Consider the following 25897-nt stretch of genomic DNA (forward strand, 5'->3'; position numbering starts at 1 on the left):
GCAACTCTCCTGATCGTTCAGTGGGCGGGGGAGGGGACCGAGTCGACGATCTCCTGACGGCGCTGCCTGGCCTGCTTGGGCATGTTCCAGCCGAGGATCCCGGTGACCCGGCCGTCGCTGCGGTAACGGGCGACGAACCGGCGGGCCGCCAACTCGCCGTCCACGACGTCCACTTCGGCATCGGCCGGCAGAAAACCGTGCACCTGGAGCTTGGCGTCGAACTGATCGGTCCAGAAGTACGGCACCGGCTCGTACGGTCGGTCCTCGCCGAGGATCGCGCCGGCGACCGCCATGGCCTGCTCGGTGGCGTTCGTCCGGTTCTCCAGCCGGATCAGCCGGCCGAGCTGCTCGTGGTGCCAGCGGGCCACGTCACCGACGGCGTAGATCCCGGGCGCGGCCCGGCAACGCGAGTCGCACACCACGCCGTTGTCGAGTTCCAGCCCGCTGTCGGCCAGCCATTCCGTCGCCGGACTCGCCCCGATCGCGACCACGACCACATCGGCGGGCAGCACCTCGCCGGTGCTCAACTCGACGCCGGAGACGCGGCCTTGGGCGCCGGTCAGGCCTACGACGCCGTTCCCGAGCCGGAGTCGCACCCCCCGCTCGGTGTGCAGCTCCGCCAGCAGTCCCGACACCAGCGGGCCCACCTGAAGGGCCAGCGGTCCGGTGAGCGGTCCCGCCAGGGTGACGTCCAGGCCCAACGTCCGTGCGGTGGCGGCGATTTCGGAGCCGAGGACCCCTTCGCCCACGACCACCAGACGTGACCCGGCGAGCAGATCGGTGCGCAGGGCGAGCGCGTCGTCGAGGGTGCGCAGCACATGCACACCGGCCAACTCGCCCTGCCCGGGCAGCACTCGGGGCCGTACCCCGGTGGCGACCACGATCGCGTCGGCGCTCAGCTCGCGCCCGGACCCGGTGCGCACGGTCCGGGTCGCCGTGTCCAGACCGACCGCTGGATCGCCGTACACGAACTCGGTGTCCAGGCCGGTCAGCATCTCCTCGGTGCGCAGCGCGGCCCGGCCGGGCTCCCAGGCGCCGGAGAGGACCTGCTTGGAGAGCGGCGGACGGTCGTACGGGGCGTGCGGCTCGGCGCCGAGCACCGTGATCCGGCCCGTGTACCCCTTGCGCCGGAGCGCCTCGACCGTGGTCAGCCCGGAGGCGGAGGCGCCCACCACCAGCACGTGGGCCACGGCCCCGGTGTCGTCCTCGATGCTCATGTGCGGCTCCGTTGCAGCGTCGTTGCGATGTACTTTGCGGGTGCTCACACGAGGTAGCGTCCGCCGTTGGTGCTGAGGGTCTGGCCGGTGACGTAGGACGCTTCCTCGGAGGCGAGGTAGGCCACCGCGTAGGCGACGTCCTCCGGCTGCCCGGCGCGCTTCATCGGCATGGTCGCGGCGACCGCGTCCACGTCGACGGGGCCCTGACGGACCAGGGGGGTGTCGATGAAGCCGGGCGGCACGTGGTTCACGGTGATGCCCTTGTCGATGTACTCGATCGCGAGGGCCCGGGTGAGGCCGATGACACCGCCCTTGGAAGAGGCGTAGTGGGCCATCGAGGGTGCACCGGTCTGCGCGGAGGACGAGGAGATGTTGACGATCCGGCCCCAGCCCGCCTCGATCATGTCGGGCACGATCTGCTTGGTGACCAGGAAGGGGCCCTTGAGATTGATCGCGATCATGCGGTCCCAGGACGCCTCGGAGATGCTGGTGAACGGCTCGTAGGCGGTGATGCCCGCGTTGTTGACGAGGATCGAGATCGGGCCGAGGTCCTCGCGGGTGCGGGCCGCCGCCGCTGCCACCGCGCCGGCCTCGGCCGCGTCGCCGGAGACGGCGATCGCCGTACCGCCCGCCTCCTGGATGGCTGCCGCGGTCTTCTCGGCGCCCTCGGTGTTGAGGTCCCACACCGCGACCGCGGCTCCCCTGGCCGCGAGCACCTTCGCGATCGCCTGGCCGATGCCGCGACCGCCGCCGGTGACGACGGCGACCTTTCCCTGCAGTGACATGTGCGCTCCCTTGAGCTCGTGCGCGGTGCCGGAGAACGGACACCGGTGGTTCGTTCGGCTATTCGCCCAGGGCCTCGCGGGCCGCGGTACGGGCGGCCACGGCCTTGGGGAAGCCGGTGTACCCGGCGGAGTGGTAGATGACCTCGGCCAGCTCGTCCCTGGTCACCCCGTTGGTCAGGGCGACCCGGACATGGGTCTTCAGCTCGGTCTCGGCGCCGAGCGCGATCAGGATGCCGATGGTGACGAGGCTGCGGTCGCGCGGGGCCAGACCCTCGCGGCCCCACAGCGCGCCCCACACCGTGGACAGGCCGATCTCGACGAGATCCTCGCCGAACTTGCCGTCCCGCATGTCGAGCTCACCCTCCGCGGGAACCACCCCGGGCAGCGCGGCACGAAGGGCTTTCAGCCCCGCGACGCGCAGATCGGTGGTTTCCTTGACGTCTTCGGCGCTCATGCGCGACTCCCGGTCCATGCGATTGCATTCGTCCCAAACGAAAGTTAGATCAAACGGTCGGTACAATCAATGCCTGTCGCGGATATGGCTGGTCCGAGCTCTCTCCGTCATCGCCATTGATCGGGCCGAGACCCTCATCTAGTCTCGGTCTGAATATTCGACCGACTGGTCGAACTATCAAACCAGGCTCATGTGGGAGCCGCAGCCCCAGTCACCATGGAGCGCAAATGAGCGAATCTTCGAAGCCGGCGGTCCAGGACCGGGTCGACGTCCTCGTCATCGGGGCCGGCGTCACCGGCATATACCAGCTGTACACCGCCCGCGAGGCGGGCTTCTCGGTGCGGCTCCTCGAAGCGGGCACGGGTGTGGGCGGCACCTGGTACTGGAACCGCTACCCCGAGGCGCGCTTCGACTCCGAGAGCTACACCTACGGCTACCTGTTCTCCAAGGAGCTGTGGGAGGAGTGGGAGTGGTCGGAGCGGTTCGCGGGCCAGCCCGAGATCGAGCGCTACTTCAACCACGTCGTCGACAGGTTCGACCTGCGGCGCGACATCCGCACCGGCGTCAAGGTCACCTCGGCCGTCTTCGACGAGCCCTCCGGCACCTGGACCGTCCGGGGCAGCGACGGCACCGAGGTCAGGGCCCGCTACGTCGTCGCGGCCACCGGCAACCTCTCCGTGCCCTTCATCCCCGGCATCCCCGGCCGTGAGGACTTCCGCGGCGAGCAGCACCACACCTCGCGCTGGCCGAAGACGCCCATCGACTTCACCGGCAAGCGGGTCGCGCAGATCGGCACCGGCTCCAGCGGGGTGCAGATCATCTCCGCGATCGCTGACGACGTAGCACAGTTGACGGTGTATCAGAAGGACGCCGACTGGCTCACCCCGCTCAACAACGCGCCGATCACACCCGAGGAACAGGCCGAGCTCAAGGCCAACTACGAGTCCATCCGCGACACGTTGAACACCTCCCCGAGCGGCTTCCTGCACCAGATCGTCATGCGCTCCGGCCTCGACGACAGCCCCGAGGACCGCCAGGCGTTCTACGAGGAGCGGTGGAACGGCCCGGGCTTCACCAAGCTCACCGAGCACTACATGGACATGCTGTCGAACGAGACCGTCAACGCGGAGTGGTGCGCGTTCATGGCCGACAAGATCCGCAGCATCGTCAAGGACCCCGAGACCGCCGACAAGCTGATCCCCAAGGGGCATGGCTACGGCGGCCGTCGGCCCCCCTTCGGCACCGGCTACTACGAGACGTACAACAAGCCGAACGTCTCCCTCGTCGACATCAACACGACGCCGATCACCCGCATCACCGAGGACGGCATCGAAACCGCCGACGGTGTCGAGGAGTTCGACATCATCATCTGGGCCACCGGCTACGACTTCGGCACCGGCGCCCTCAACAGGCTTGGCGTGCAAGGCCGTCAGGGTCTCCCGCTGAAGGAGTACTGGGCCGACGGCCCGCGCACCTACCTCGGTGTCGCGACGGCCGGCTTCCCCAACTTCTTCTTCCCCGGCGGCCCGCACGGCGCGACCGGCAACAACCCGCGCTACGCCGGCGACCAGGTGGAGATCATCACCGACGCCATCGTCCACGCGCGCGACCACGGCTACGACGTCGTCGAGGTCACCGAGGCCGCCGAGGAGGAGTGGACGGACAGCATGAACAACAGCAAGATGTCCTCCTTCCTGGAGAGCAGCTACTTCTACGGCGGCAACATCCCCGGCAAGCCGGTCAAGCAGCTCCTCAACCCGACGGGCCGGTGGGCGCTCCAGGAGGCGATCAACACCGTCAAGCAGAACGAGTTCCCGACCTTCGTGCTCACCAAGGCCGAGAACCCGGACGCCTGAACGCCCGGACGCCCGTGCCGCCCTGGACGTGGGCGGCACGGGCGTCCGGGTTCCCGCGCGCTACTCCGCGAAGGTCGTGACCCGCTGCTTGAAGAGCCAGGTGCCGTCCTCGCGGCGCAGGACGTCGTCGTAGCGTCCGACCATCTGCACGGTCCAGCCCGCCTCGCCGCGCGCGAAGAACGCCAGGTTGCTGGTGGCCGTCGCCTCGTCCTCGGTGGCGGAGGTGACGACGGTGTTGGCGATCAGGTGCAACTGCGGTGCCTGCGGTGCGAAGCCGCCGAAGCCCTGCCGGATCGCCTCCCGGCCCTCGAACTTGGCCATGCCGACGATCTCGGCGACGCCGTCGGGGGTGTACAGGTCGGCGATGTCGTCGGTGCGTCCGGCGTCCAGGGCTTGGGCGTAGGCCGCGATGGCGGTCTGTACGGCCGCCGTGACGGACGGGTCGATCGAGGTGGTCATCTCACTCCAAGGTCAAAGTCAGGAAGGTCAACTGGCTTGCTGAGGGCGGCTGTTACGCCTGGTACGTCGTCTTCCTGCGGTGCAGCAGCCAGCTGCCGTCCTGGCGGCGCAGGGTGTCGTCGTAGTGCCCGACCACGCCGATCGCCCAGCCCGCCTCGCCGCGCTGGAGGAAGGCCACGTCGCTCAGCGCGCGGGCCTCGTCCTCGCCCGTCGACGTCACGACGGTGTTGGTCACCAGGTGGAGCTGCGGCTTGACCGGCTCCCAGCCCTTGAAGGCCGCGTGGATCGCGTCGCGCCCCTCGACCGGGTCCATGCCCGGTATCTCCAGGACGGCGTCGGGCGTGTACAGCGCGACGATCTCGTCGGTGCGGCCGGCGTCCTGGGCCTGAGTGTGCGCGCCGAGTACGGCCCGTACGCCCGCCACGACCCACGCCTGTGTGGATTCGCTCATTCTTCGCTCCAAGGTCAGGGTGTTTCGACCACTCAGTCTATTGATGAGTCGAAGATAAAGGGAGGGGGGTGCGCCGGATTCGTTGACCGATCGGTACAATCACAAATAACATGCGTGCGGCTGGTCAACGGGGACTGTCGCCGAAGGAGGCGTGATCATGACGAAGCGTTGGAAGCAGCGTCCGCCGGGCTCGACGTGGGGCGATTGGGGCGAGGACGACGAACTGGGCCGTATCAACCTGCTCACCCCCGAGAAGGTGCTCCAGGGGGTCCGCGAGGTCGAGCACGGGATCAGCTTCAGCCTGAGCCTGCCGCTCGACTATCCGGGCGGGAGCGAGCTGAACCAGCGGCGCTACCCTCCGATCCTGCGGCCCACCGAGGACCTGGAACACAAGCAGGACGTCTTCTACAACATCAAGGCGCGCGAGCACTTCTCGCCGCACCTCAGGGACGTCTGGTCCGACGACGTGGTGACCCTCTGGCTCCAGTACTCGACGCAGTGGGACGCGCTCGCGCACCAGGGCCAGGAGTTCGACGCCGACGGTGACGGCGTCGAGGAGGCGGTCTACTACAACGGCTACCGCGCCGACACCGACATCGTCGGACCGCAGGAGGACGCCAAGGGCGACGGCAGCGGCACCCTCGGCTTCGCCCGCCACCTCGGCCTCGAGCACATGGCCGAGCACGGGGTCCAGGGTCGGGGCGTCCTGGTCGACCTCGCCCACCACCTGGGCAACACCTGGCAGCCGGTCAACCTGAAGACCCTTCAGGAGATCATGGCGGCGGACAACATCGTCGTCGAACCCGGCGACATGCTCCTCCTGCACACCGGCTTCGACACCGCGGTCCTCGGCTGGGGCAAGAACCCGGACCCCGTGGGCATCCACACCACGGCCTCCTACCTCGACGCGTTCGACCCGGCGCTGCTGGAGTGGATCGCCGACTCGCAGATCTCGGCGCTGGTCTCGGACAACTACGCCGTCGAGGGCGTGGGCGTCGGTCCCGAGGACAACACCCCGCACTCGCTGCTCCCGATCCACAACCTCTGCCTCTTCAAACTGGGCGTCCCGCTCGGCGAGTTGTGGTACCTGGAGAAGCTGGCGGCCTGGCTCCGCGAGCACGACCGCAGCCGCTTCCTCCTCAGCGCGCCCCCGCTCAACCTGCCCGGCACGCAGGGCAGTCCGCTGACACCGGTCGCGACCGTCTGACAGCGGCTGCGCCACGACGGGAAGGGCCCCCAGAGATTCTGGGGGCCCTTCCCGTCGTAGCACCGCTCGGATCTCGGATCAGACCGCGGCGATCCGGCGGACCGTGTCCGCGATCGTGTCCCGCGAGGGCAGCCAGACGTGTTCCAACGAGGGTGCGTACGGCGCCGGGACGGACGGTGGGGCCACGCGCGTGACCGGGGCGTCCAGGTGCCAGAAGCCCTCGTCGACGGCCATCGCGGAGAGTTCCGCGCCGACGCCGAAGTCCCGTACCGCCTCGTGCGCGATGACCAGGCGGTTGGTCTTGGCGAGGGAGGCGAGGACGGTCTCGCGGTCCAGCGGGGCGATGGTGCGCAGGTCGATCACCTCGACGCTGATGCCCTCGCCCGCGAGCAACTCGGCGGCAGCCAGGGCGTCTTGGACCATCCGCGACCAGGAGACCAGGGTGATGTCGGTGCCCTCGCGGATCACCTTCGCCTTGCCCAGCGGGATCAGATGGTCGGCCGGGGGCTTGGGGCCCTTGAGGCCGTACTGGAGACGGTTCTCGACGAAGACCACCGGGTTGGGGTCCTGGATCGCGGCGCGCAACAGGCCATAGGTGTCAGCGGGGTTGGACGGCATGACCACCGTCAGGCCGGGGATGTGCGCGAGCAGCGCCTCCAGGCTCTGCGAGTGCTGGCTGCCCGAGGAGCGCCCGGCGCCGAACTGGGTGCGGACGACCAGCGGCATGGAGGCCCGGCCGCCGGTCATGAAGCGGAGTTTGGCGGCCTGGTTGAGGAGCATGTCGAGGCAGACGCCGATGAAGTCCATGTACATGATCTCGACCACCGGCTTCATGCCGGCCATGGCCGCTCCCACCGCCGTACCGACGATGGCGCTCTCGCTGATCGGCGTGTCCCGCACCCGGCCGGGGAAGGCCTGGGCGAGTCCGCGGGTGAGTCCGAAGACGTTGCCGCCCGCGCCGACGTCGATGCCGGCGACGAACACCGTTGGATCGGCGGTCAGTTCATGCTCCAGGGCCAGTCGTACGGCGTCCATGGACCGGAAGATCTCGGCGTCGGCCGGGAGCGGCGTGGGCTCGGGGATCGGGAGGCGGGGGGCCGAGACGTAGTCGTGCAGGGTCTCGGGGGCGGGCTCCGGCAGGCTCCTCGCCCAGTCGATCGCCGCCTCGATCTCCTTGTCGATCTCCTCGTCCACGGCGTCCGCCGCCGCCGCGTCCAACTGGCGGCGGGCGATCAGCAGTGGGTCGCGCTCCTTGGCGGCGGCGACCTCCTCGGCGGGGCGGTAGCGCTCGGGGTCGCCCTCGTAGTGGCCGTGCCAGCGGTAGGTCTCGGCTTCGAGCAGGACCGGACCGGCACCCGCGCGCAGCCGCGCGACCAGCCCGGTCATGGTCTGCGCCACCGCCAACACGTCGTTGCCGTCGACGTGTTGGTACTCGATGCCGTATCCGGCGGCGCGCGCGGAGAGCGGGGCGCGGTGCTGTTCGGACTCGGGGGAGAACTCGGAGTAGTGGTTGTTCTCACACAGGAAGACCACCGGCAGATCCCATACGGCGGCCAGGTTCACGGCCTCGTGGAACATGCCCTGGGCCACCGCCCCGTCCCCGAAGAACGCCACCACCACGTCACCGGCCGCCCGCAGTTTCGCGGCGGTGGCGACCCCGGCGGCGATCGGGAGGCCCGCGCCGACGATGCCGTTCGCGCCGTAGATCCCGAGACCGGGGTCCGCGATGTGCATCGAGCCGCCGCGGCCGTGGCAGGTGCCCGCGTCCTTGCCCATCAGCTCGGCCATCATCGACGCCGAGTCCAGGCCCTTCGCCAGGACGTGGCCGTGGCCGCGGTGCGTGGAGGTGATGCCGTCGCGCGCGCCCAGCGGCCAGCAGGCGCCGACGGCGCTCGCCTCCTGGCCGATCGACAGATGCAGGAAGCCCGGGATCTCCGTCGCCTTGTAGAGGTCCGACGCCCGCTCCTCGAAGCGCCGGATGCGCCGCATCCGCCGGTACATCTCCAGGAGCTGGTCCGTCCGTGCGGTGCCGGTGGCGGTTCCGATGTGGTGCGATGCCTGAGTCATACGGTCCTCGCTTTAATGTACCGTTTGGTCTAGCAAACTAGAGCGACGTCCCCGGGGCCGCTTCCCCCAGGCGTGCCGCAGCGCGGCGCCTGTGCGGGCCCGGGACAGCACGCACGTCGTCACAGCCAGGGGAGAGAAGACATGCCACGACCGCCGGGTCATGGGCCGGGCTTCGAAGTCAGACGCCAGAAGATCATCGACACCGCGGCGTCCCTGTTCGCGCAACAGGGCTACGCGGCGACCTCCATCAACGACCTGGGCCGCGCGGTCGGGCTCGCCAAGGGTGCCCTGTACTACTACATCGGCTCCAAGGAGAACCTGCTCATCGAGATCCAGTCGCGGGTGCTCGGCCCGCTGCTGGCGCGTGCCAAGGAGATCGCGGCCCTCGACGAGGTGCCGCTGCTGCGGCTGCGGCTGCTGTCCGAGTCGCTGCTGACGATCATCTTCCGCCGGCTCGACCACATCTGGGTCTACGAGCACGACTACCGCAGCCTCAGCGGCAAGGAGCTGGAGATCGTGCTGCGGCAGCGCGCCGACTTCGAGCACCTGATCACCGGGCTGCTCACCGAGGCCGTCGAGGAGGGGACCTTCCGCGCGGTCGAACCGCACCTGGCCACCCTCCAGTTCCTCAACCTGCACAACCACACCTACCAGTGGGTGCGGCCCGGCGGCAGTTGGGACGCCGCGTTCCTGTCCGGCGAGTACTGCTCGACCCTGTTCCGCGGTTTCGCCGCCGACGTCGGCGAACTGCCCGATGTCGAGACGCTGGCCGCCGAGTTCAAGCGGGCCCGGCCCGAACTGCCCCTCGATCCCGAGGCGTTGTGGGAAGCGGTCTCCGTCGCGAGCTGACCGGACCCGCGGTGTGCTACGGCGCACCGCGGATCCCGCCCGGTCACGCGCCCTTGACCAGGGCCCTGGCGATGACATTGCGCTGGATCTCGTTGGTGCCCTCGCCGATCTCCAGGATCTTGGCGTCGGCGTAGAAACGGGAGATCTCCGACTCGCGTACGTACCCGTAGCCGCCGTGGATCTGAACTGCCTGCGAGGCGGCCCGGTTGGCGACCTCGGAGGCGTACAGCTTGGCCATCGCGGCCTCCGTGCTGTGCGGGCGTCCCTGGTCGGCGAGCCACGCGGCGCGGTAGACCATCCAGCGGGCCGCCTGGTACTCCGTACCCATGTCGGCGATCTTGTGTGCGACCGCCTGGAAGTCGGAGAGCGGACGCCCGAACTGGTGCCGTTCCTTGGCGTGTTTGACCGAGAGGGCCAGTGCCGCCTTGGCCAGCGAGAGACCCAGCGCCGCCACACTGATCCGGCCGCCGTCGAGCACGGACAGGAACTGCCGCAGCCCGTTGCCCTCCTCGCCGATCAGATGGTCGTCGGAGACCCAGCAGTCGGTGAACACCAACTCCCTTGTGTCCATGGCGTGCCAGCCCAGCTTCTTCAGCTTCGCGCCGACCGTGTAACCGGGCGTGCCCGTCGGCACGTAGAAGGTCGCGTACCCCTTGCGGCCGTCCGCGCCCTTGCCGGTCGTGGCCAGCAGGGTGACGCCCTGGCTGATGTCGGTGCCCGCGTTGGTGATGAACATCTTCGTGCCGTTGATCACCCAACCCCCGTCCGCCCGGCGGGCGGTGGTCGCGATACCGGCCGCGTCCGAGCCGGCGTCCGGCTCGGTCAGCCCGAACGCGCCGATCGCCTCGCCCTTCGCCAGCGGGGTCAGCCAGCGCCGCTTCTGCTCCTCGGTGCCGTACGCGAGCAACGGCAGCGTGCCGATGGTCGAGTGCGCGTTCCACGAGGAGGCCACCGACTGGTCGGCGGCGCCGAGTTCCTCCATCACCGCGACATAGGTGACCGTGTCCGAGCCCGCCCCGCCGTACTCCTCCGGCACGAGCATGCCCATCAGGCCGAGTTCGCCCAGCTTGGTGAAGATCTTGGTGGGGAAGATCTCGTTCTCGGACCACTCGGCCGCGTGGGGCGTGATCTCGTTGGCCGCGAACTCGCGGACCATGTCCTGGAGAGCGAGGGTCTCCTCGGGCAGGTCGAAGTCCATGTCACAGTCCCTTCGGGGTCAGCAGCACCTTCAGGTGCTTGGCCCGGTCGGCGGCCAGGTCCTCGAAGACACCGGCTCCTCCCGAGAGCGGAAAACGGCCGGTGATCAGGGCGGAGGCATCCAGACGTCCGGTGCTCATCAGGTCGATCACGCGCGGGATGTCGAAGTTGTAGCCGAGCGTGCCGACCACCGACCGCTCGTAGAACACGAGTTGGCCCATGTCGAACTCGACGCTGCCGTGCCCGACCCCGGCCAGCACAACCCGTCCGCCGCGCCGCACGATCGACACGGCCTGGCCCGCGAGCGCGGGCACGCCGGTCGCGTCGATGACGACGTCCGGGCCGATCCGCCCGGTCCGCACGAACACCTCGCGCCGTACGTCGGTCTCGCGCGGGTCGAAGGCCTCGGTGACGCCGATGCCGAGCAGCATCTCGCGCCGCCCGGCGAGGGGTTCGCTCACGAACAGGCCTGCGGCGCCCGCGATTTGGGCCGCCAGCACCACGGCTACGCCGATCGGGCCGCCGCCGACGACCAGTACGTTGTCGCCCGGCTTGACCCCGGCGCGGGTCACGGCGTGCAGGCCTACCGCCAACGGCTCTGCCACGGCGGCCAGTTCGTCGCTGACGTTGTCCGGGAGGCGGGTCAGGCCGGCGAGGGGGACGGTGACGCGTTCCGCGAAGCCGCCGGGGGAGGCGAGGCCGACCGAGCCGCTCTTGGGGCAGATGTGGTACTCGCCGCGCGTGCACCAGAAGCAGGTGCCGCAGCGCCAGACGGGGTCCGCGGTGACGCGGTCGCCGACCTTGACGCCGGGCAGGTCTGCGCCCAACGCGACTACTGTGCCGCTGAGTTCGTGACCGAGGGCGAGGGGTGGCTTGGTGCCGGTGAGGGGGTGGGGGCCCTCTCGGATCATGTGGGGGCCTTCTAGGTACTCGTGCAGGTCTGTGCCGCATACGCCGCACCACGACACTTCTACGACGGCTTCGTGCGGGGCGGGGTCGGGTGGCTCGGGTACTTCTTCGAGACGTAGGTCTTGTGCACCGTGCCAGACGAGTGCCTCCATGTTTTCCGCCCCTTTCGTGTTGAGTCTTGTCTGCGGGCCCGGTGGGGGCTGGTCGCGCAGTTCCCCGCGCCCCTAGGTGGGGTTGCTGAACCTTGCTTTGCCAGGACCGGTGTTCAGGAATGAGTTGAGGCCCGTCGCGGCGTCCTGGGTCGCGAACACCCCCGTGAACAGGGCGCGTTCAAGGGCCAGCCCCGCCGCCATGCTCGCGTCCGTGCCGTGGTCCACTGCCTCTTTGATCGCCTCCAGGGCGGCCGGTGGACCCTCGGCGAGTTGGCGGGCGTAGGCAAGGGCGGCTTGCAGGGCGGTGCCGGTGGGGACCACCTCGTCGACCAGGCCCAGCCGCAGCGCCTCCTCCGCCTTCACCCTGCGGCCGGTCATCAGGAGGTTCTTCGCGCGGGACGGGCCGATCAGCCGGGCGAGGCGTTGGGTGCCGCCCGAGCCCGGCATGATCCCGAGCTGGACCTCCGGCTGTGCGAAGACCGCGTCCTCGGCGGCCACCCGGTAGTCGGCGGCGAGGGCCAGTTCCATGCCGCCGCCCAGGGCGTAGCCGGTGACCGCCGCGATCACCGGCATCGGCAGGCGGGCGACCTCGTCGAAGGTGCGCTGGAGGGCGCGGTTCCAGCCGCGTATCTCCTCCGGGTCCATCGCGGCCAGGGCCTTGATGTCGGCGCCCGCGGCGAAGAGCCGTTCGCCGCCGTGGACGACCACGGCCCGTACGGCGGGGGAGTCGGCCAGCTCGCGTACGCGGGCGGACAGCTCCTCTCTCTGCAGGGAGTCGAAGGCGTTCATCGGCGGGTTGTCGAGGCGGAGCGTGACGACCGGTCCGTCGGTGTCCAGCCGGATGCGTGGCACGTGGAACCCTCCTCGTCGGCTGAAGCGGCGGCACGTGCGCTCGGGTGGTTGTCGATGCGCACGTGCCGTCGTAAAGTGCGGCTCATAGGTTTTATAGACCAAGGGGTACACTAAATTATGTGAGTGGGCAACCGACCGGTCGGGATCCGGTTTGCCCCATGAGCCGTGGTCGAGCCGTGTTCAGCGCCGAACACCACAGAGCGAGAGTGAGCCGTGCACAATTTCGCGAGCATCCTCGATTACCACCTGGCGCAGCGGCCCGAGGCCGTCGCCGTCGTCCAGGACGAGCGTTCTCTGACCGTCCGTCAACTGCACGAGCGGGTCAACCAGTTGGCGGCCGGCCTGGCGGAGCTCGGCGTCGGGCGCGGCGATGTCGTAGGTCTGCTGCTCTACAACCAGCCGGAGTTCCTGGAGCTGGTGTACGCCAGCAACCGGCTCGGCGCGGTCTTCCTGCCGCTCAACTACCGCCTCTCCGAAGAGGAATGGCAGTACATCCTGGGGCACGCCCAGGCCAAGGTGATCGTCACCGAGCCGGAGTTCGTCCGGGCGGTGGAGCGCAGTGCCGGGTGTCTGACCGATCTGGAGCACCGGGTGCTGATCGGCGGGGGCGAGCTGCCCGAGGAGCCGTGGACCGACTACGAGGAGTTGCTGGCCCGGCACAAGGGGGAGCGGGTGGAGCCCGTGGACGTCGAACTCGACGATCTTCAGCGGCTCATGTACACCTCCGGCACCACCTCACGGCCCAAGGGCGTCCGCATCACCTACGGAAACCTTGAGGCCAAGAACCTCGCCCACATCGTCCACTTCGGTCTCACGGCGGCGGACACCACTCTGGTGTGCGGCCCGCTCTACCACGTGGGCGGTCTGGACATGCCGGCCCTCGGGGTCCTCCACGCGGGCGGGAGTGTCGTGCTCCAGCGGAAGTTCGATCCGCAGGGCGTGCTGGACGCGATCGAGAAGCACCGGGTCACCAACGTGTGGCTGGCGCCCGCCATGGTCAACGCGGTTCTTGAGGTCCCGGGCCGGGAGGAGTACGACACCAGCTCGGTGCGCTTCATCCTCGGTGGCGGCGAGAAGACTCCCGAGCCGGTGCTGCGGCGCATCATGACCGCGTTCCCCAACGCCTGGTTCGCCGACGCCTACGGCCTGACCGAGACCGTCTCCGGCGACACCTTCCTCGACCGGGCGCATGCGCTGTCGAAGCTGGGCTCGGTCGGGCGTCCCGTGCCGCAGACGCGCGTGCGGATCGTCGACGACACGGGCGTCGAGGTTCCGGCCGGCGAGCTCGGCGAGATCACGCTGCGCGGGCCGAAGGTCTTCGCCGGGTACTGGCGGGACGAGAAGGCCACGGCGGCTGCGCTCCGGGACGGTTGGTTCCACACCGGTGACATCGGGCACGTCGACGAGGACGGCTTCCTCTATATCGACGACCGGAAGAAGGACATGATCGTCTCGGGCGGCGAGAACATCGCCACGCCCGAGGTGGAGCGCGTGCTGTACGAGCACCCGGCCGTTCTGGAGGCCGCCGTGGTCGGGCTCGACCATCCCCGGTGGGGTGAAGTGCCGCGCGCCTTCGTGGTGTTCAGGCCGGGCGAGGGCGCCGGCGCGGAGGAGCTGCGGGAGTTCTGCCGGGCCCGGCTCGCGAAGTTCAAGGTGCCGGCCCGCTTCGACATCGTCGACGAGTTGCCCCGTACCCCGTCCGGCAAGGTCCTCAAGCGGACCCTGCGCGACATCCCGACGGAGGGCTGAGCCATGACGGAAGCGAACGACGTGAATGGCGTGAACGACGTGAACGCCCAACTCCGCCTCGACGGGCGGACGGTGTGGGTGACGGGCGCGGGGAAGGGCCTGGGCCGGGCGATCACTGTCGCCCTGTCCCAGGCGGGTGCCACCGTGGCGGCAACGGCCCGTACCGCGGCGGACCTCGAGAGTCTGGAGGCCGAACTCGCCGCGCACGGCGGCAAGGTGCTGGCGCTGCCCGGCTCGGTCGCCGACTCCGCCGTCGTACGGACCATCGTCGAGCGCATCACCGACGGCACCGGCCGTCTCGACGCGGTCGTCAACTGCGCAGGTACGAGTCCCCACTTCACCCGCAGCGAGCGGGTCACCGACGAGGACTGGCAGCAGGTCCTCGACGTCAATCTCCAGGGCACCTTCTACTGCTGCCGCGAGGCCGGCAAGGTGATGCTGGAGCAGCGTTCGGGCTCGATCGTCAACGTCTCCTCGGTGCACGCCCGAACCGGCTTCGAGCGGATCGCCGCCTACGCGGCCAGCAAAGGCGGGGTCGAGGCGCTGACCAAGGCCCTCGCCGTCGAGTGGGCCGACCGCGGGGTGCGGGTCAACGCCCTCGCGCCCGGCTACTTCCACACCGACCTCAGCTCCGGCCTGCTGGCCAGCCGCTGGGGCCAACGCATCGTCGACAGCACGCCGTTGGGCCGCGTCGGCGAGGTGGAGGAGCTCGGCGGCGCCGCCGTCTTCCTCGCCTCGGACGCCTCGCGCTTCGTCACCGGGACGACGCTCACGGTGGACGGCGGGTGGACCGCGCGGTAGGGGGCGGATCGACCGAGCGGTAGCGGGCGGGTGGGCCGCACAGTAGATGGCCGGTTCGCCTGCGGTGGCTGGGGCTTCAGGTGGGGAAGGAGGCGCTCGCCCGTGCGCCGTTCTGTCCGTGAAGTGGCTTGAAGAAGCACGGCCGCCCCGGCATCGTGCAGTTGGGGGACGCGGTCCGAATCGTTGGCGGTAGTGCGACTTCGTGGCCTGAACTCTTCCGTTGACGCGGTGCTCAAGGGGGAGGGATCCGCATGCCGGGACGGATGCCGGAAACGGTGTTTCTGGGCCGTGAGGACGAACTCGCGAGGATGGCCGCCCGGCTGCGTCGCGCCGGGCACAGCGAACCCCAGGTCGTGGTTGTCGACGGACCCGCGGGGATCGGCAAGACCTCGCTGGTGCGCCGGTTCCTGACGGATCTGGGTGCGGCCCACCGGGTGCTGCGGGCCAGCGGTTCGGAGGGCGAGGCGGATCTGCCGTACGGCGTGCTGGCCCAGCTGGTGGCGGGCCTCGCCGACGAACCGGACGCTCCCCTGCGGGACTTGAACGGCTGCGGGCGGGCCGGCTCCGCACTGCCGGATCCGATCGGCGTCGGCTCCGCGCTGATCGACGCCCTCGGCCGGGCCCAGGACCGGTCCCCGGTCGTCCTGGTGATCGACGACATGAACTGGGCCGACACACCCTCGCTGCACGCACTCACCTTCGTCCTGCGGAGGCTGCGCGTGGACCGGGTGCTGACCTTGCTGGCGGCCCGCGACACCGTAGACCCGCGACTGCCCGCGGGACTGCGCCGGGTCCTGGCCGAGGACGGCACCCTCAGGCTGACCCTTGACGGACTCAGCGTCGACGAACTGGCCGAACTCGGCCGCGAGTTGGGCGCCGCCCCACTGTCGCGGCGGGCCGCCACCCGGCTGCAGGCGCACACCCACGGCAATCCGCTGCACACCCGCGCCCTGCTCGACCAGGTCCCCCGTGACGTCCTCGCCGCGAGCGACGCCGCACTGCCGGCCCCGCGCAGCTACGCACGCCTCGTCAACGACGGACTCGCCGCATGCACCGTCCCCGCCCAGCGACTCGTGGCCGCGGCCAGCGTGCTCGGTATGTCCAGCCCGCTCCACAAGGCCGCGCGGGTCGGGGAGGTGACCACCCCGCTGGACGCCCTGGAGGAGGCGGTGGCCGCGGGACTGCTGGCCGAGGAACCCGCCGTCGACCTGCCCCGGGCGACCTTCGCCCACCCGCTGCAACGGGCCGCCGTCTACCAGGGGTTGGGGCCGCGCCGACGCTCGCATCTGCACGAGGCGGCGGCCCGGCTCGCGGACGAACCCGCCGAGGTGCTCCGCCACCGGGCCCGCGCCGCCGTCCAGCCCGACGCCGGCCTCGCGGACGAACTGGCCGCGTACGCCGCCCGGCAGGCCGACGAGGGCGCCTGGTCGGCGGCTGCCGCCTACCTCATGTCGGGTGCCCGGCTGACCGCCGACCGCACCCGCGCCGAGGAACGCACCGTCCAGGCGGTGGAGTACCTGCTGCTCGCGGGAGACGTCGGCCAGGCTGTCGAACTCACCGACACCGTACGGGGGTTGCCGCGGACCGCGCAGCAGCAGTACGTGCTCGGACGCCTCGCCCTGGAGTCCGGCCGCCAGGACGAAGCCCGCCGGGAACTGACCGCCGCCTGGCGCAGCCGGAGCGCCGACACCGAGCCGGGGACCGTCCGGTGCGTCGCCGAACAGATGGCATGGCTGTGCCTCATCCAGAGCGACGCGCACGGCGCGGTCAGCTGGGCCCGCCGGGGACTCGACACCGGACCCGGCGACCGGGCCTCGCTCCTGCGCGACGAACTCACTCTCGCGCTGGCGCTGACCGGGCGGTTCGACGAAGGGCTCAAAGCCGTCGCGGACCTGCCCGAACACGGCCCCTACTCGGGCGCCAAGGAACTCGACGGACTGTTCGCGCGCGGTGCGCTGCGCATGTGGAACGGGGAGTACGACGCCGCCTGCCGCGACCTGAGCGAGTCCTGCGCCGCGCACCGCAAGGGCGGTCTGCCGTCGGTGGTCGCGCCCTCCCTGGGCTATCTCGCCGACGCCGAGTACCGCGCCGGACGCTGGGACGAGGCCATCGCCCACAGCACCCAGGCCGTGTCCCTGGCCGAGGACACCGACCACATGTCGATGCTGGCCCTGGCCCACGCGGTCGCCGCGTACCCGCTCGCGGGCCGCGGCGACTTCCCCGCCGCACGCGAGCACGTCCGGTGCGCCATCGACTACGCGAACCGGCTCGCCGACGCCAACGACCTGGCGTACGCGATGAGCGCACTGGCCCTGCTGCGGGCCGCCGAGAGCGACCACGCGGGCGTGGTCGAGGCGCTGAGTCCGCTGCTCGGCCCGGAACTGGCCTACCGCGACGCCATCGACGAACCCGGGGTCTTCCCCTGGCGCCATCTCCTGGTCGAGGGCCTGCTCCGCACGGGCCGCCCGCGCGAGGCGGAGGCGGTGCTCGTGCCGTACGAGAGTCTGGCCGAGGCCCGTGGCCGCTGGCCCGACATGGCCGCCGCCGCCCGCTGCCGCGGCATGGTCGAAGGGGCCCGCGGCGACACCGACGCCGCCGAGCGGGCCTTCCGGGCCGGACTGCGCCACTGCGGACAGGACACCACCTGCTGGGAGCGGGCACTGCTGCACCTCGCCTACGGCGCGTTCCTGCGCCGCGGCTCCAAACGCGGTGCCGCCGCCGTCGAACTCGACGTGGCCTGGGCCGCGTTCACCCGGCTGGACGCGGTGCCCTTCCTGGAGCAGTGCCGGACGGAACTCGCCGCCTGCGGACGCACCTCGGCCCGCCCCCGCACCGCCTCGCACTCGGTGCTCACCCCGCAGGAACTCACCGTGGGCAGTCTCGCCGCTCAGGGCCTGAGCAACCGGCAGATCGCCCGTGAGCTGGCCCTCAGCATCAAGACCATCGAGTACCACCTCGGCCACATCTACGCGAAGCTCGGCCTCACCTCACGCGTGGGCCTCGTCGCCGCCCTGGCACCCTCACCCTGAGGGCCCGCCGGCCCGGGGTACTCCCCGGGCCGGCCCAGGACGATGCCCCCGTGTCTACGGCTCGATCAGGAACAGGTCGCTGGTCTCGAAGTCGGCGTCGAAGTTCCGCAGGCCGACGAGGAGGTAGGCGTACACCTGACACAGGTGCCCGGCGCGCCCCTTCAGCGCGGCCGGCTCCACGTGGTACTGGAATTTCTGGTCCTCCTGAGGCCAGTTGGCGTCCATGAAGGAGCCCTTCGTGGGGCCCGCCGCCTTGAAGGGAATGTTGTTGTTCGCGGTGATGTCACGCACGATGATCTCCGCCTGGTACTTGCCGCCGAGCCCCAGGAGCGTGGATCCGCACTCCGCCTCCAGCACGATCTCGATCTCCCCGGAAGCCTCGAACGTCACGTCCGCGATGGTGCTCTTCGGCCGTCGGGTGAACACCCGCACCAGCTCGACATCGTTCGGTCCCATGGTCGTCTCCCTTGCGTTCCCCGAAGACGGCGAGCGGCTCGTGGATGGAGCGGCTTCGACCGTCACCTGCACGCGGACTCTAGGAACGGCGCCCGGGTCCACGCCCCAGAGGCGAGGTCGGGGATAACCCTGGCGTGGGGACACCAGGGGGTGCGGCGCTTCCTGGTGGGCCGCATCGTCGACGCGTAACGTGACGCAGCATGAAGATCCTGATCAGCGCCGACATGGAGGGTGCCACCGGCGTCACCTGGCCCGCCGACGTGTTGCCGGGGACACCCCAGTGGGAGCGGTGCCGTTCGCTGTTCACCTCGGACGTGAACGCCGCCGTCCTCGGCTTCTACGACGGCGGCGCCGACGAGGTGCTCGTCAACGAGGCGCACTGGACGATGCGCAACCTGCTGCTGGAGCGACTCGACGAGCGCACCGAGATGCTCACCGGACGCCACAAGTCGCTGTCCATGGTGGAGGGCGTGCAGCACGGCGACGTCGACGGCATCGCGTTCGTCGGCTATCACGCGGGCGCCGGCATGGAGGGCGTCCTCGCCCACACCTACCTCGCGAACTCGATCACCGGGGTGTGGCTGAACGACGTCCGCGCGAGCGAGGGACTGCTCAACGCGCATGTCGTCGCCGAGTACGGGGTACCGGTGATCCTGGTCACGGGTGACGACGTGGCCTGCGAGGACGCCCTCGGGTACGCGCCCGGGGCGCTGAAGGTCGCCGTCAAGGACCATGTGTCGCGGTACGCGGCCGTGTGCCGGACACCGGCCAGGACGGCCGCCGACATCCGTGCGGCGGCGAAGGAGGCGGCGACGCTGGCGGTCCGTCAGGAACCGGTGCGGGGAGGGCCGTTCACCGTCGCCCTCGAATTCGACGCCGAACATCTCGCGATGGCAGCGACCGTCGTACCGGGTGTCGGCCGGGTCGGGGAGCGGAAGGTCGCCTACACCAGCGACACCATGTACGAGGGGATCCGAACCTTCAAGGCGGTCACCACGATCGTCTCGGCCGCGGTGGAGGAGCAGTATGGCTGACATCGACGCGCGGGCACTGGACGAGGTCGTCACCTTCACCTCGGACCTCATCCGCATCGACACGACCAACCGGGGCGGCGGCGACTGCCGGGAGCGCCCGGCCGCCGAGTACGCCGCCGAGCGACTGGCCGGCGCCGGCCTCGAACCCACCCTCCTGGAACGCACCGAGGGCCGCACCAACGTCGTCGCCCGCATCGAGGGCACCGACCCCTCGGCGGACGCGCTGCTCGTCCACGGTCACCTCGACGTCGTACCGGCGCAGGCCGAGGACTGGACCGTGCACCCCTTCTCCGGCGAGATCCGCGACGGCGTCGTGTGGGGGCGCGGCGCCGTCGACATGAAGAACATGGACGCGATGATCCTCGCCGTCGTCCGCGCCTGGGCCAGACAGGGCGTACGGCCGCGCCGCGATCTCGTCATCGCGTTCACCGCCGACGAGGAGGCCAGCGCCGAGGACGGCTCCGGATTCCTCGCCGACCAGCACCCCGGGCTCTTCGAGGGCTGCACCGAAGGCATCGGCGAATCGGGGGCGTTCACCTTCCACGACGGCGGCGGCCGGGAGATCTACCCCATCGCCGCCGGCGAACGCGGCACCGCCTGGCTGAAGTTGACCGCGCACGGCCGGGCCGGCCACGGCTCCAAGGTCAACCACGAGAACGCGGTGACCCGCCTGGCCGCCGCGATCACCCGCATCGGCGAACACGAATGGCCGCTGCGGCTCACCCCGACCGTCCGCGCGGCCCTCACCGAACTCGCCGCCCTGTACGGCGTCGACCCCGACCTCGGCGACGTGGACGGGCTCCTCGCCAAGCTCGGTCCGGCGGCGAAACTCGTCGAGCCCGTCGTCCGCAACAGCGCCAACCCGACCATGCTGAACGCCGGTTACAAGGTCAACGTGATCCCGGGCGAGGCCGTGGCCCATGTCGACGGACGCTATCTGCCGGGCGGCGAGGACGAGTTCCGCACCACCCTGGACCGGCTCACCGGACCCGACGTCGACTGGGAGTTCCACCACCGCGAGGTCGCCCTCCAGGCCCCGGTCGACTCACCGACGTACGCCCGAATGCGGGCCGCCGTCGAGGAGTTCGCGCCCGAGGGGCATGTGGTGCCGTACTGCATGTCCGGCGGCACCGACGCCAAACAGTTCTCACGCCTCGGCATCACCGGCTACGGCTTCGCACCGCTGAAGCTCCCCGAGGGCTTCGACTACCAGGCACTGTTCCACGGAGTCGACGAACGGGTCCCCGTCGAGGCACTGCACTTCGGTGTCCGCGTCCTGGACCGCTTCCTGAGGACGGCTTAGCAAGTGGGGGAGAACATGCGGACGTTGGCGTACGGCTCGTGGCCCTCGCCCATCGACGCGGCGCTCGCCGCCGCCCACGACGGACATCCCGAGTGGGTCGGGTTCGTCGGCGACGAGGTCTGGTGGACCGAACCACGGCCCGTCGAGGCCGGCCGCCGCACCCTGGTGCGCCGACGCGCGGACGGCTCCGAGGAGTCGGTGCTCCCCGCGCCCTGGAACATCCGCAGCAGGGTCATCGAGTACGGCGGACGGCCCTGGGCCGGAGCCGTCCGGGACGGCCTGCCGTTCGTCGTCTTCGTGAACTTCGCCGATCAGCGGCTGTACCGCTACGACCCCGGGAGCGAGCCGCGCCCCCTCACTCCCGTGTCGCGGGTGGGCGGTGGACTCCGTTGGGCGGAGCCGCAGTTGCGCCCGGAGACCGGTGAAGTGTGGTGCGTGCTGGAGGAGTTCACCGGCGACGGACCCGGTGACGTACGGCGCGTCCTGGCCGCCGTACCGCTGGACGGTTCCGCCGCCGAGGACCGGGGCGCCGTACGCGAACTCACCGACGACCGGCACCGGTTCGTGTCCGGGCCGTGCGTCTCGCCCGACGGGCGGAAGGCCGCCTGGCTCGCCTGGGACCATCCCCGGATGCCGTGGGACGGCACGGAGCTGCTGCTCGCCGAGTTGGCGGACGACGGCACGTTCGGCGAGCAGCGGGTCGTGGCCGGCGGGCCCGAGGAGTCGATCGCACAGGTCGACTGGGGGTTCGACGGCTCGCTGCTGTACGCGAGCGACCGCACCGGCTGGTGGAACCTCTACCGCGACCACGAGCCGGTGTGCCCGCGCGAGGAGGAGTTCGGCGGGCCGCTGTGGAAGCTCGGCCAGCGCTGGTTCGCGCCGCTGGAGAGCGGCCTGATCGCCGTCGTGCACGGCCGGGGCGCCGCCCTGCTCGGCGTATTGGACCCGGAGACCGGCGAGGTCGTCGACGCGGCCGGTCCCTGGACCGAGTTCACATCCACCCTCGCGGTGCACGGCGACCGGATCGTCGGCGTCGGCGCGAGCCCGCGCAGCGCCCTCGAGGTCGTCGAACTCGACACGCGCACGGGCAGAGCGCGGGTCATCGGCGCCGCCCACGACGACCCGGTGGACCCCGCCCACTATCCCGAACCGCAGATCCGCACCTTCACCGGCCCCGCCGGACGCGAGATCCACGCCCACATCTACCCGCCGCACAGCCCGAGTCGGTCCGCGCCGGGCAACGAACTGCCGCCGTACGTCATCTGGGCGCACGGCGGACCCACCAGCCGCGCGCCGCTCGTCCTCGACCTGGAGATCGCCTACTTCACCTCGCGGGGCATCGGCGTCGCCGAGGTCAACTACGGAGGCTCCACCGGGCACGGCCGGGAGTACCGCAACCGGCTGCGCGAACAATGGGGCGTCGTCGACGTCGAGGACTGCGCCGCGGTCGCCCTCGCCCTCGCCGACGAGGGCACCGCCGACCGGGCCCGGCTCGCCGTCCGGGGCGGCAGCGCGGGCGGCTGGACCAGCGCCGCGTCCCTGGTGACGACCGACGTCTACGCCTGCGGCACCATCATCTATCCCGTCCTCGACCTCGCCAACTGGGCCTCGGGGGAGACCCACGACTTCGAGTCCCGGTACCTGGAGACCCTGGTCGGCCCCCTCGCCGACGTGCCCGCCCGGTACACCGAGCGCTCACCCGTCGAGCACGCCGACCGCATCACCGCGCCCTTCCTGCTGATGCAGGGCCTGGCCGACGTGATCTGCCCGCCCGTCCAGTGCGAACGCCTCCTGGAACGGATGCGGGGCCGCCAAGTGCCGCACGCCTACCTCGCGTTCGAGGGCGAGGGCCACGGATTCCGCCGCGCCGACACCATGATCCGCGCCCTGGAGGCCGAACTCTCCCTGTACGCACAGGTCTTCGGCATCGAACCGCCCGGCATCCCCACCCTGGAGCTCACCAAGTGACCGCACTCGTCAGGCCGTTCCGACTCGCCCCCGGCGCCCGCGTGGCCGTCGTCGCGCCCAGCGGGCCGGTCTCCGAGGAACGGCTCGAGGCGGGCCTGGACATCCTGCGCGGCTGGGACCTCGATCCGGTCGTGGCACCCCATGTCCGCGACCGGCACGGCGAGTTGGGCTATCTGGCCGGTACGGACACGGACCGCGCGGCCGATCTGCAGAACGCCTGGTGCGATCCGTCCGTGGCCGCCGTCCTGTGCGCCCGGGGCGGCTACGGCGTGCAGCGCATCGTCGACCTCCTCGACTGGGAGGCGATGCGCGCCGCAGGACCGAAGGTGTTCGTCGGCTTCAGCGACCCCACCGTGCTGCACCAGGCGTTCGCCACCCGGCTGGGCCTGGTCACCCTGTACGGGCCCGCCGCGGCCGGCGCCGACTTCGTCAAGAACGCCAGTACCCAGGGCCAGTTGAGGGCGACCCTGTTCCACCCGGAGTCCGTGCAGAGCATCCGGGCCGTCCCGGGCGGTGGCGGTGCGCTGGTGCCCGGGCGGGCCCGGGGCGTCACCCTCGGCGGCTGCCTGGCCCTGCTCGCCGCCGACCTCGGCACCCCGCACGCACCGGCGAGCGCGCGCGGCGGGCTGCTGATGATCGAGGACGTCGGCGAACAGGCGTACCGCATCGACCGGATGCTCACCCAACTCCTGCGCAGCGGCTGGCTGGACGGCGTCACGGGGATCGCGCTCGGCTCGTGGTCCGGCTGCGGCCCCTACGAGAGACTGCGCCCGGTGCTCGCCGACCGGCTGGGCGGGCTCGGGGTGCCCGTCGTCGAGGAGTTCGGGTTCGGGCACTGCGAAGGGGCGCTCACGATACCGCTCGGAGTGGCGGCCGAACTGGACGCGGACGCGGGCACGTTGACGCTGGACGAGCCCGCGCTGCGGTAGCCGCGCGCTGGTTGAAGCGCTGTCGCGCAACACCCTTTGCTCCCTGTCGGGTTGTCCTCACCGTGGAGGTCCCCTTTGTTCTGTCGTGTCCCCGCAATCCGCGCCGCGCTGGCCCTCGCGCTCACGCCCCTGCTCACCCTCACCGCACCGCTCGCCCGCGCCGACCGTGCCGCCGCGACGGACCAGTACACCGTCACCGCAGTGCGGTTCACCGTCCGCGCGGCCGGCCGGGACTGCGCGGTCGACGCCGACCTGTACCGGCCCGCGGGCGTGGACCGCGCCCACCCCGCGCCCGCCGTACTGGCGACCAACGGCTTCGGCGGCAGCAAGTCCGACGGGTCCACGGACGCCATCGGCAGGACCTTCGCGCGGCGCGGCTATGTCGGACTCGTCTACTCCGGGCTGGGGTTCGGGAAGTCGGGGTGCCTCATCTCGCTCGACGACCCGGCCGTCGACGGAAAGGCGGCGTCGGGACTGGTCGACTTCCTGGCGGGCACGCGCGCCGCGGACGACGGGACCAGGGCGGACTTCGTGACCCTCGACGCGAAGGGGGACCCCCGGGTCGGGATGATCGGCGGATCGTACGGCGGCGCCGTCCAGTTGGCGACGGCCGCCGTGGACCACCGGGTGGACGCGCTCGTCCCCATGGTCACCTGGCACGACCTGGCGTACTCCCTCGACCCCAACAACGCGGCCGGTGGCGGGAGCGTGCCCCCCGGAGTCTTCAAGTGGCAGTGGACCAACGCCTTCTACCTCATGGGCGAGACCCAGCCCCTGACCGTACCGGGCCTGGATCCGACCCGGATCAACTCCCTCGCCTGCGTGCACTTCGTCAGCAAGGCCTGCGCCCTGATCCGCGCGCTGAACTCCGGGAGCCATCCGGCGAAGGCGACGGCGGACGTGCTCGGGTACGCCCACAGCGTCTCGCCGGTGTCGTATCTGAACCGGGTCGAGGCGCCGACACTCCTCGTCCAGGGGCAGGCCGACAGCCTGTTCAACCTCGACGAGGCGACAGCGACGTACAGGACGCTGAAAGCGCGGGGGACCACGACGAAGATGATCTGGCAGTCGTGGGGGCACAGCGGTGGGTCGACCGCCGGTGAACTCAACCTGAACCAGGGCGACTTGGAGTCGAGCTATGTCGGGCGGCGGATCGCGGCCTGGTTCGACCGCTATCTGCGCGGGCGGAAGGACGTGGACACCGGACCGGCCTTCGCCTACTACCGCGACTGGATCACGGACCCGGCCGGCACCTACGCCACGGCGGACCAACTCCCCGCGCCGGACGAGAAGTTGTATCTCTCCGGGGACGGCAAGCTGGTGGACGACCGGGCGAAGGCGGCGCGCGGCAGCCGTACCTATGTCAACCGACCCGCCCCCACGAGCCATTCGGAGAACTCGCTCAGCGGCATGACCGGCCTGCCGGACCCGGCACCCTACGACACCCGTGGCACCTGCCTCGGCTGGACCGGCGCACCCCTGACCCGCGCCACGGACGTCGTGGGCGCACCGAGAGCGACACTCGAGGTCGTCTCCCCGGCCGCGCGGCGCGTGCAGAACTCCGGCGACGCCGCCGACAACCTCGTCCTCTTCGCCAAGCTCTACGACCTCGCCCCCGACGGCACCACGACCCTGGTCCACCGGCTGGTCGCCCCGGTCCGGATCCCGGACGTCACGAAGAGCTTCACGGTCACCCTGCCGGGGATCGTGCACCGGTTCGCGAAGGGGCACCGACTGCGGTTCGTGATCGCGGCGAGCGACGACGCGTACACCGGGAACCGGGGGATCAAGCCGGTCACCGTGGTCAGCTCGCCGAAGGACACCGGGGTGCTGGAGCTGCCGGTCGTCGGCGGCTGAGCCACCCGGGGGCACCCCTTCACCGTGCGTGATGGCCGATTCGGGCTCACCCTGGAGACATGAGCCCGAAGACCACCGAGAGCGGTGGGCGGACCGGCCAGCGGGAACGCCTGCTGACGCCCGCCCGGATCATTGTTCTGCTGCTCGCCGTCCTGGCCCTTGTCTTCATCTTCGAGAACACCCGCGACACCAGAATCCGCCTGCTGATCCCCGAGGTCACCATGCCGCTGTGGATGGCACTGCTGGCCACGGCGATCATCGGCGCCCTGTGCGGGGCCTATTTCATGCGCCGCCGTCGCCGACCTTGACTAGGGTG

At 70.6% G+C, this 25897-nt stretch carries 22 protein-coding genes; 12 read left to right on the plus strand and 10 right to left on the minus strand.

All coding sequences use genetic code 11. From position 1 onward, the window contains the following. Positions 1-17: 17 nt before the first annotated feature. Genes OC490_RS05450 through OC490_RS05460 form a run of 3 tightly spaced genes read right to left on the minus strand, consistent with a single transcriptional unit; the run spans position 18 to position 2456 of the window. Positions 18-1217, minus strand: a complete 1200-nt coding sequence (locus OC490_RS05450) for an NAD(P)/FAD-dependent oxidoreductase (protein ID WP_262056626.1) — start codon at positions 1215-1217, stop codon at positions 18-20. A 44-nt stretch (positions 1218-1261) separates the two neighbouring features. After that, a complete protein-coding gene (locus OC490_RS05455; protein ID WP_315986653.1) occupies positions 1262-2002 on the minus strand; it encodes a 3-oxoacyl-ACP reductase family protein in 741 nt (246 codons plus the stop codon). Positions 2003-2060: 58 nt separating this feature from the next. Continuing rightward, positions 2061-2456 (minus strand): carboxymuconolactone decarboxylase family protein, encoded by a 396-nt coding sequence (locus OC490_RS05460; protein ID WP_262056627.1) that lies wholly within the window; start codon positions 2454-2456, stop codon positions 2061-2063. A 227-nt stretch (positions 2457-2683) separates the two neighbouring features. Between OC490_RS05460 and OC490_RS05465 the strand changes: the two genes are divergently transcribed. Beyond that, positions 2684-4312, plus strand: coding sequence for a flavin-containing monooxygenase (locus tag OC490_RS05465; RefSeq protein WP_262056628.1), 1629 nt, complete (start codon positions 2684-2686; stop codon positions 4310-4312). Between the two features lie 60 nt (positions 4313-4372). Here OC490_RS05465 and OC490_RS05470 read toward each other — a convergent pair whose 3' ends face one another. Further along, on the minus strand, positions 4373-4771 hold the full coding sequence (locus tag OC490_RS05470) for a nuclear transport factor 2 family protein (RefSeq protein WP_262056629.1): 399 nt from the start codon (positions 4769-4771) through the stop codon (positions 4373-4375). A gap of 52 nt (positions 4772-4823) precedes the next feature. After that, positions 4824-5222, minus strand: coding sequence for a nuclear transport factor 2 family protein (locus OC490_RS05475; protein ID WP_262056630.1), 399 nt, complete (start codon positions 5220-5222; stop codon positions 4824-4826). Between the two features lie 157 nt (positions 5223-5379). Here OC490_RS05475 and OC490_RS05480 point away from each other — a divergent pair, with 157 nt between their 5' ends. Beyond that, complete coding sequence (locus OC490_RS05480; protein ID WP_262056631.1) at positions 5380-6429, plus strand: cyclase family protein; 1050 nt, start codon at positions 5380-5382, stop codon at positions 6427-6429. Between the two features lie 78 nt (positions 6430-6507). Here the strand turns inward: OC490_RS05480 and OC490_RS05485 are convergent, their stop codons facing one another. Continuing rightward, positions 6508-8496 (minus strand): dehydrogenase E1 component subunit alpha/beta, encoded by a 1989-nt coding sequence (locus tag OC490_RS05485; protein WP_262056632.1) that lies wholly within the window; start codon positions 8494-8496, stop codon positions 6508-6510. A gap of 141 nt (positions 8497-8637) precedes the next feature. On the opposite strand from OC490_RS05485, the gene OC490_RS05490 reads away from it, so the two are divergent. Continuing rightward, positions 8638-9345 (plus strand): TetR/AcrR family transcriptional regulator, encoded by a 708-nt coding sequence (locus OC490_RS05490; protein WP_262056633.1) that lies wholly within the window; start codon positions 8638-8640, stop codon positions 9343-9345. 43 nt (positions 9346-9388) lie between these two features. Here the strand turns inward: OC490_RS05490 and OC490_RS05495 are convergent, their stop codons facing one another. The 3 genes from OC490_RS05495 to OC490_RS05505 all read right to left on the minus strand — a co-directional run bounded on the left by OC490_RS05495 (position 9389) and on the right by OC490_RS05505 (position 12455). Continuing rightward, positions 9389-10543, minus strand: coding sequence for an acyl-CoA dehydrogenase family protein (locus OC490_RS05495; protein ID WP_262056634.1), 1155 nt, complete (start codon positions 10541-10543; stop codon positions 9389-9391). Position 10544: 1 nt separating this feature from the next. Further along, positions 10545-11603 (minus strand): 2,3-butanediol dehydrogenase, encoded by a 1059-nt coding sequence (locus OC490_RS05500; protein ID WP_262056635.1) that lies wholly within the window; start codon positions 11601-11603, stop codon positions 10545-10547. A 72-nt stretch (positions 11604-11675) separates the two neighbouring features. Further along, entirely contained in the window at positions 11676-12455 is a 780-nt protein-coding gene (locus OC490_RS05505) for an enoyl-CoA hydratase/isomerase family protein (RefSeq protein ID WP_262056636.1), read from the minus strand. A gap of 213 nt (positions 12456-12668) precedes the next feature. On the opposite strand from OC490_RS05505, the gene OC490_RS05510 reads away from it, so the two are divergent. The 3 genes from OC490_RS05510 (at position 12669) to OC490_RS05520 (ending at position 18034) form a co-directional block, all read left to right on the plus strand. Next, positions 12669-14204: an acyl-CoA synthetase gene (locus OC490_RS05510; RefSeq protein ID WP_262056637.1), complete on the plus strand. Its 1536-nt coding sequence runs from the start codon at positions 12669-12671 to the stop codon at positions 14202-14204. A 3-nt stretch (positions 14205-14207) separates the two neighbouring features. Continuing rightward, complete coding sequence (locus OC490_RS05515; RefSeq protein ID WP_262056638.1) at positions 14208-15005, plus strand: SDR family NAD(P)-dependent oxidoreductase; 798 nt, start codon at positions 14208-14210, stop codon at positions 15003-15005. Between the two features lie 251 nt (positions 15006-15256). Further along, entirely contained in the window at positions 15257-18034 is a 2778-nt protein-coding gene (locus OC490_RS05520) for an ATP-binding protein (RefSeq protein WP_262056639.1), read from the plus strand. Positions 18035-18088: 54 nt separating this feature from the next. Here OC490_RS05520 and OC490_RS05525 read toward each other — a convergent pair whose 3' ends face one another. Beyond that, positions 18089-18490, minus strand: a complete 402-nt coding sequence (locus tag OC490_RS05525) for a hypothetical protein (RefSeq protein ID WP_262056640.1) — start codon at positions 18488-18490, stop codon at positions 18089-18091. A 200-nt stretch (positions 18491-18690) separates the two neighbouring features. On the opposite strand from OC490_RS05525, the gene OC490_RS05530 reads away from it, so the two are divergent. The 6 genes from OC490_RS05530 (at position 18691) to OC490_RS05555 (ending at position 25889) form a co-directional block, all read left to right on the plus strand. Further along, positions 18691-19524 (plus strand): M55 family metallopeptidase, encoded by an 834-nt coding sequence (locus OC490_RS05530; RefSeq protein WP_262056641.1) that lies wholly within the window; start codon positions 18691-18693, stop codon positions 19522-19524. Then, complete coding sequence (locus OC490_RS05535; RefSeq protein ID WP_262056642.1) at positions 19517-20827, plus strand: M20/M25/M40 family metallo-hydrolase; 1311 nt, start codon at positions 19517-19519, stop codon at positions 20825-20827. Before OC490_RS05530 ends, OC490_RS05535 begins: the two co-directional genes overlap by 8 nt. A 15-nt stretch (positions 20828-20842) precedes the next feature. Next, on the plus strand, positions 20843-22795 hold the full coding sequence (locus OC490_RS05540) for a prolyl oligopeptidase family serine peptidase (RefSeq protein WP_262056791.1): 1953 nt from the start codon (positions 20843-20845) through the stop codon (positions 22793-22795). Beyond that, the gene (locus OC490_RS05545) at positions 22792-23724 is read left to right on the plus strand and encodes an LD-carboxypeptidase (protein ID WP_262056643.1); all 933 of its coding nucleotides are present in this window, start codon (positions 22792-22794) and stop codon (positions 23722-23724) included. Before OC490_RS05540 ends, OC490_RS05545 begins: the two co-directional genes overlap by 4 nt. A gap of 75 nt (positions 23725-23799) precedes the next feature. Beyond that, positions 23800-25581, plus strand: a complete 1782-nt coding sequence (locus OC490_RS05550; RefSeq protein ID WP_262056644.1) for a CocE/NonD family hydrolase — start codon at positions 23800-23802, stop codon at positions 25579-25581. A gap of 59 nt (positions 25582-25640) precedes the next feature. After that, positions 25641-25889: a LapA family protein gene (locus OC490_RS05555; protein WP_262056645.1), complete on the plus strand. Its 249-nt coding sequence runs from the start codon at positions 25641-25643 to the stop codon at positions 25887-25889. The last annotated feature ends 8 nt before the right edge of the window (positions 25890-25897 follow it).

This window comes from Streptomyces sp. STR69 (assembly GCF_024519455.1).
Classification (GTDB): Bacteria; Actinomycetota; Actinomycetes; order Streptomycetales; family Streptomycetaceae; genus Streptomyces.

What these genes read in the sequence shown, in the direction of transcription:
- OC490_RS05450 (WP_262056626.1), bottom strand. Translation starts at nt 1,217, where the DNA reads ATGAGCATCGAGGACGACACCGGGGCCGTGGCCCACGTGCTGGTGGTG.
- OC490_RS05455 (WP_315986653.1), bottom strand. Translation starts at nt 2,002, where the DNA reads ATGTCACTGCAGGGAAAGGTCGCCGTCGTCACCGGCGGCGGTCGCGGC.
- OC490_RS05460 (WP_262056627.1), bottom strand. Translation starts at nt 2,456, where the DNA reads ATGAGCGCCGAAGACGTCAAGGAAACCACCGATCTGCGCGTCGCGGGG.
- OC490_RS05465 (WP_262056628.1), top strand. Translation starts at nt 2,684, where the DNA reads ATGAGCGAATCTTCGAAGCCGGCGGTCCAGGACCGGGTCGACGTCCTC.
- OC490_RS05470 (WP_262056629.1), bottom strand. Translation starts at nt 4,771, where the DNA reads ATGACCACCTCGATCGACCCGTCCGTCACGGCGGCCGTACAGACCGCC.
- OC490_RS05475 (WP_262056630.1), bottom strand. Translation starts at nt 5,222, where the DNA reads ATGAGCGAATCCACACAGGCGTGGGTCGTGGCGGGCGTACGGGCCGTA.
- OC490_RS05480 (WP_262056631.1), top strand. Translation starts at nt 5,380, where the DNA reads ATGACGAAGCGTTGGAAGCAGCGTCCGCCGGGCTCGACGTGGGGCGAT.
- OC490_RS05485 (WP_262056632.1), bottom strand. Translation starts at nt 8,496, where the DNA reads ATGACTCAGGCATCGCACCACATCGGAACCGCCACCGGCACCGCACGG.
- OC490_RS05490 (WP_262056633.1), top strand. Translation starts at nt 8,638, where the DNA reads ATGCCACGACCGCCGGGTCATGGGCCGGGCTTCGAAGTCAGACGCCAG.
- OC490_RS05495 (WP_262056634.1), bottom strand. Translation starts at nt 10,543, where the DNA reads ATGGACTTCGACCTGCCCGAGGAGACCCTCGCTCTCCAGGACATGGTC.
- OC490_RS05500 (WP_262056635.1), bottom strand. Translation starts at nt 11,603, where the DNA reads ATGGAGGCACTCGTCTGGCACGGTGCACAAGACCTACGTCTCGAAGAA.
- OC490_RS05515 (WP_262056638.1), top strand. Translation starts at nt 14,208, where the DNA reads ATGACGGAAGCGAACGACGTGAATGGCGTGAACGACGTGAACGCCCAA.
- OC490_RS05520 (WP_262056639.1), top strand. Translation starts at nt 15,257, where the DNA reads ATGCCGGGACGGATGCCGGAAACGGTGTTTCTGGGCCGTGAGGACGAA.
- OC490_RS05525 (WP_262056640.1), bottom strand. Translation starts at nt 18,490, where the DNA reads ATGGGACCGAACGATGTCGAGCTGGTGCGGGTGTTCACCCGACGGCCG.
- OC490_RS05530 (WP_262056641.1), top strand. Translation starts at nt 18,691, where the DNA reads ATGAAGATCCTGATCAGCGCCGACATGGAGGGTGCCACCGGCGTCACC.
- OC490_RS05535 (WP_262056642.1), top strand. Translation starts at nt 19,517, where the DNA reads ATGGCTGACATCGACGCGCGGGCACTGGACGAGGTCGTCACCTTCACC.
- OC490_RS05540 (WP_262056791.1), top strand. Translation starts at nt 20,843, where the DNA reads ATGCGGACGTTGGCGTACGGCTCGTGGCCCTCGCCCATCGACGCGGCG.
- OC490_RS05555 (WP_262056645.1), top strand. Translation starts at nt 25,641, where the DNA reads ATGAGCCCGAAGACCACCGAGAGCGGTGGGCGGACCGGCCAGCGGGAA.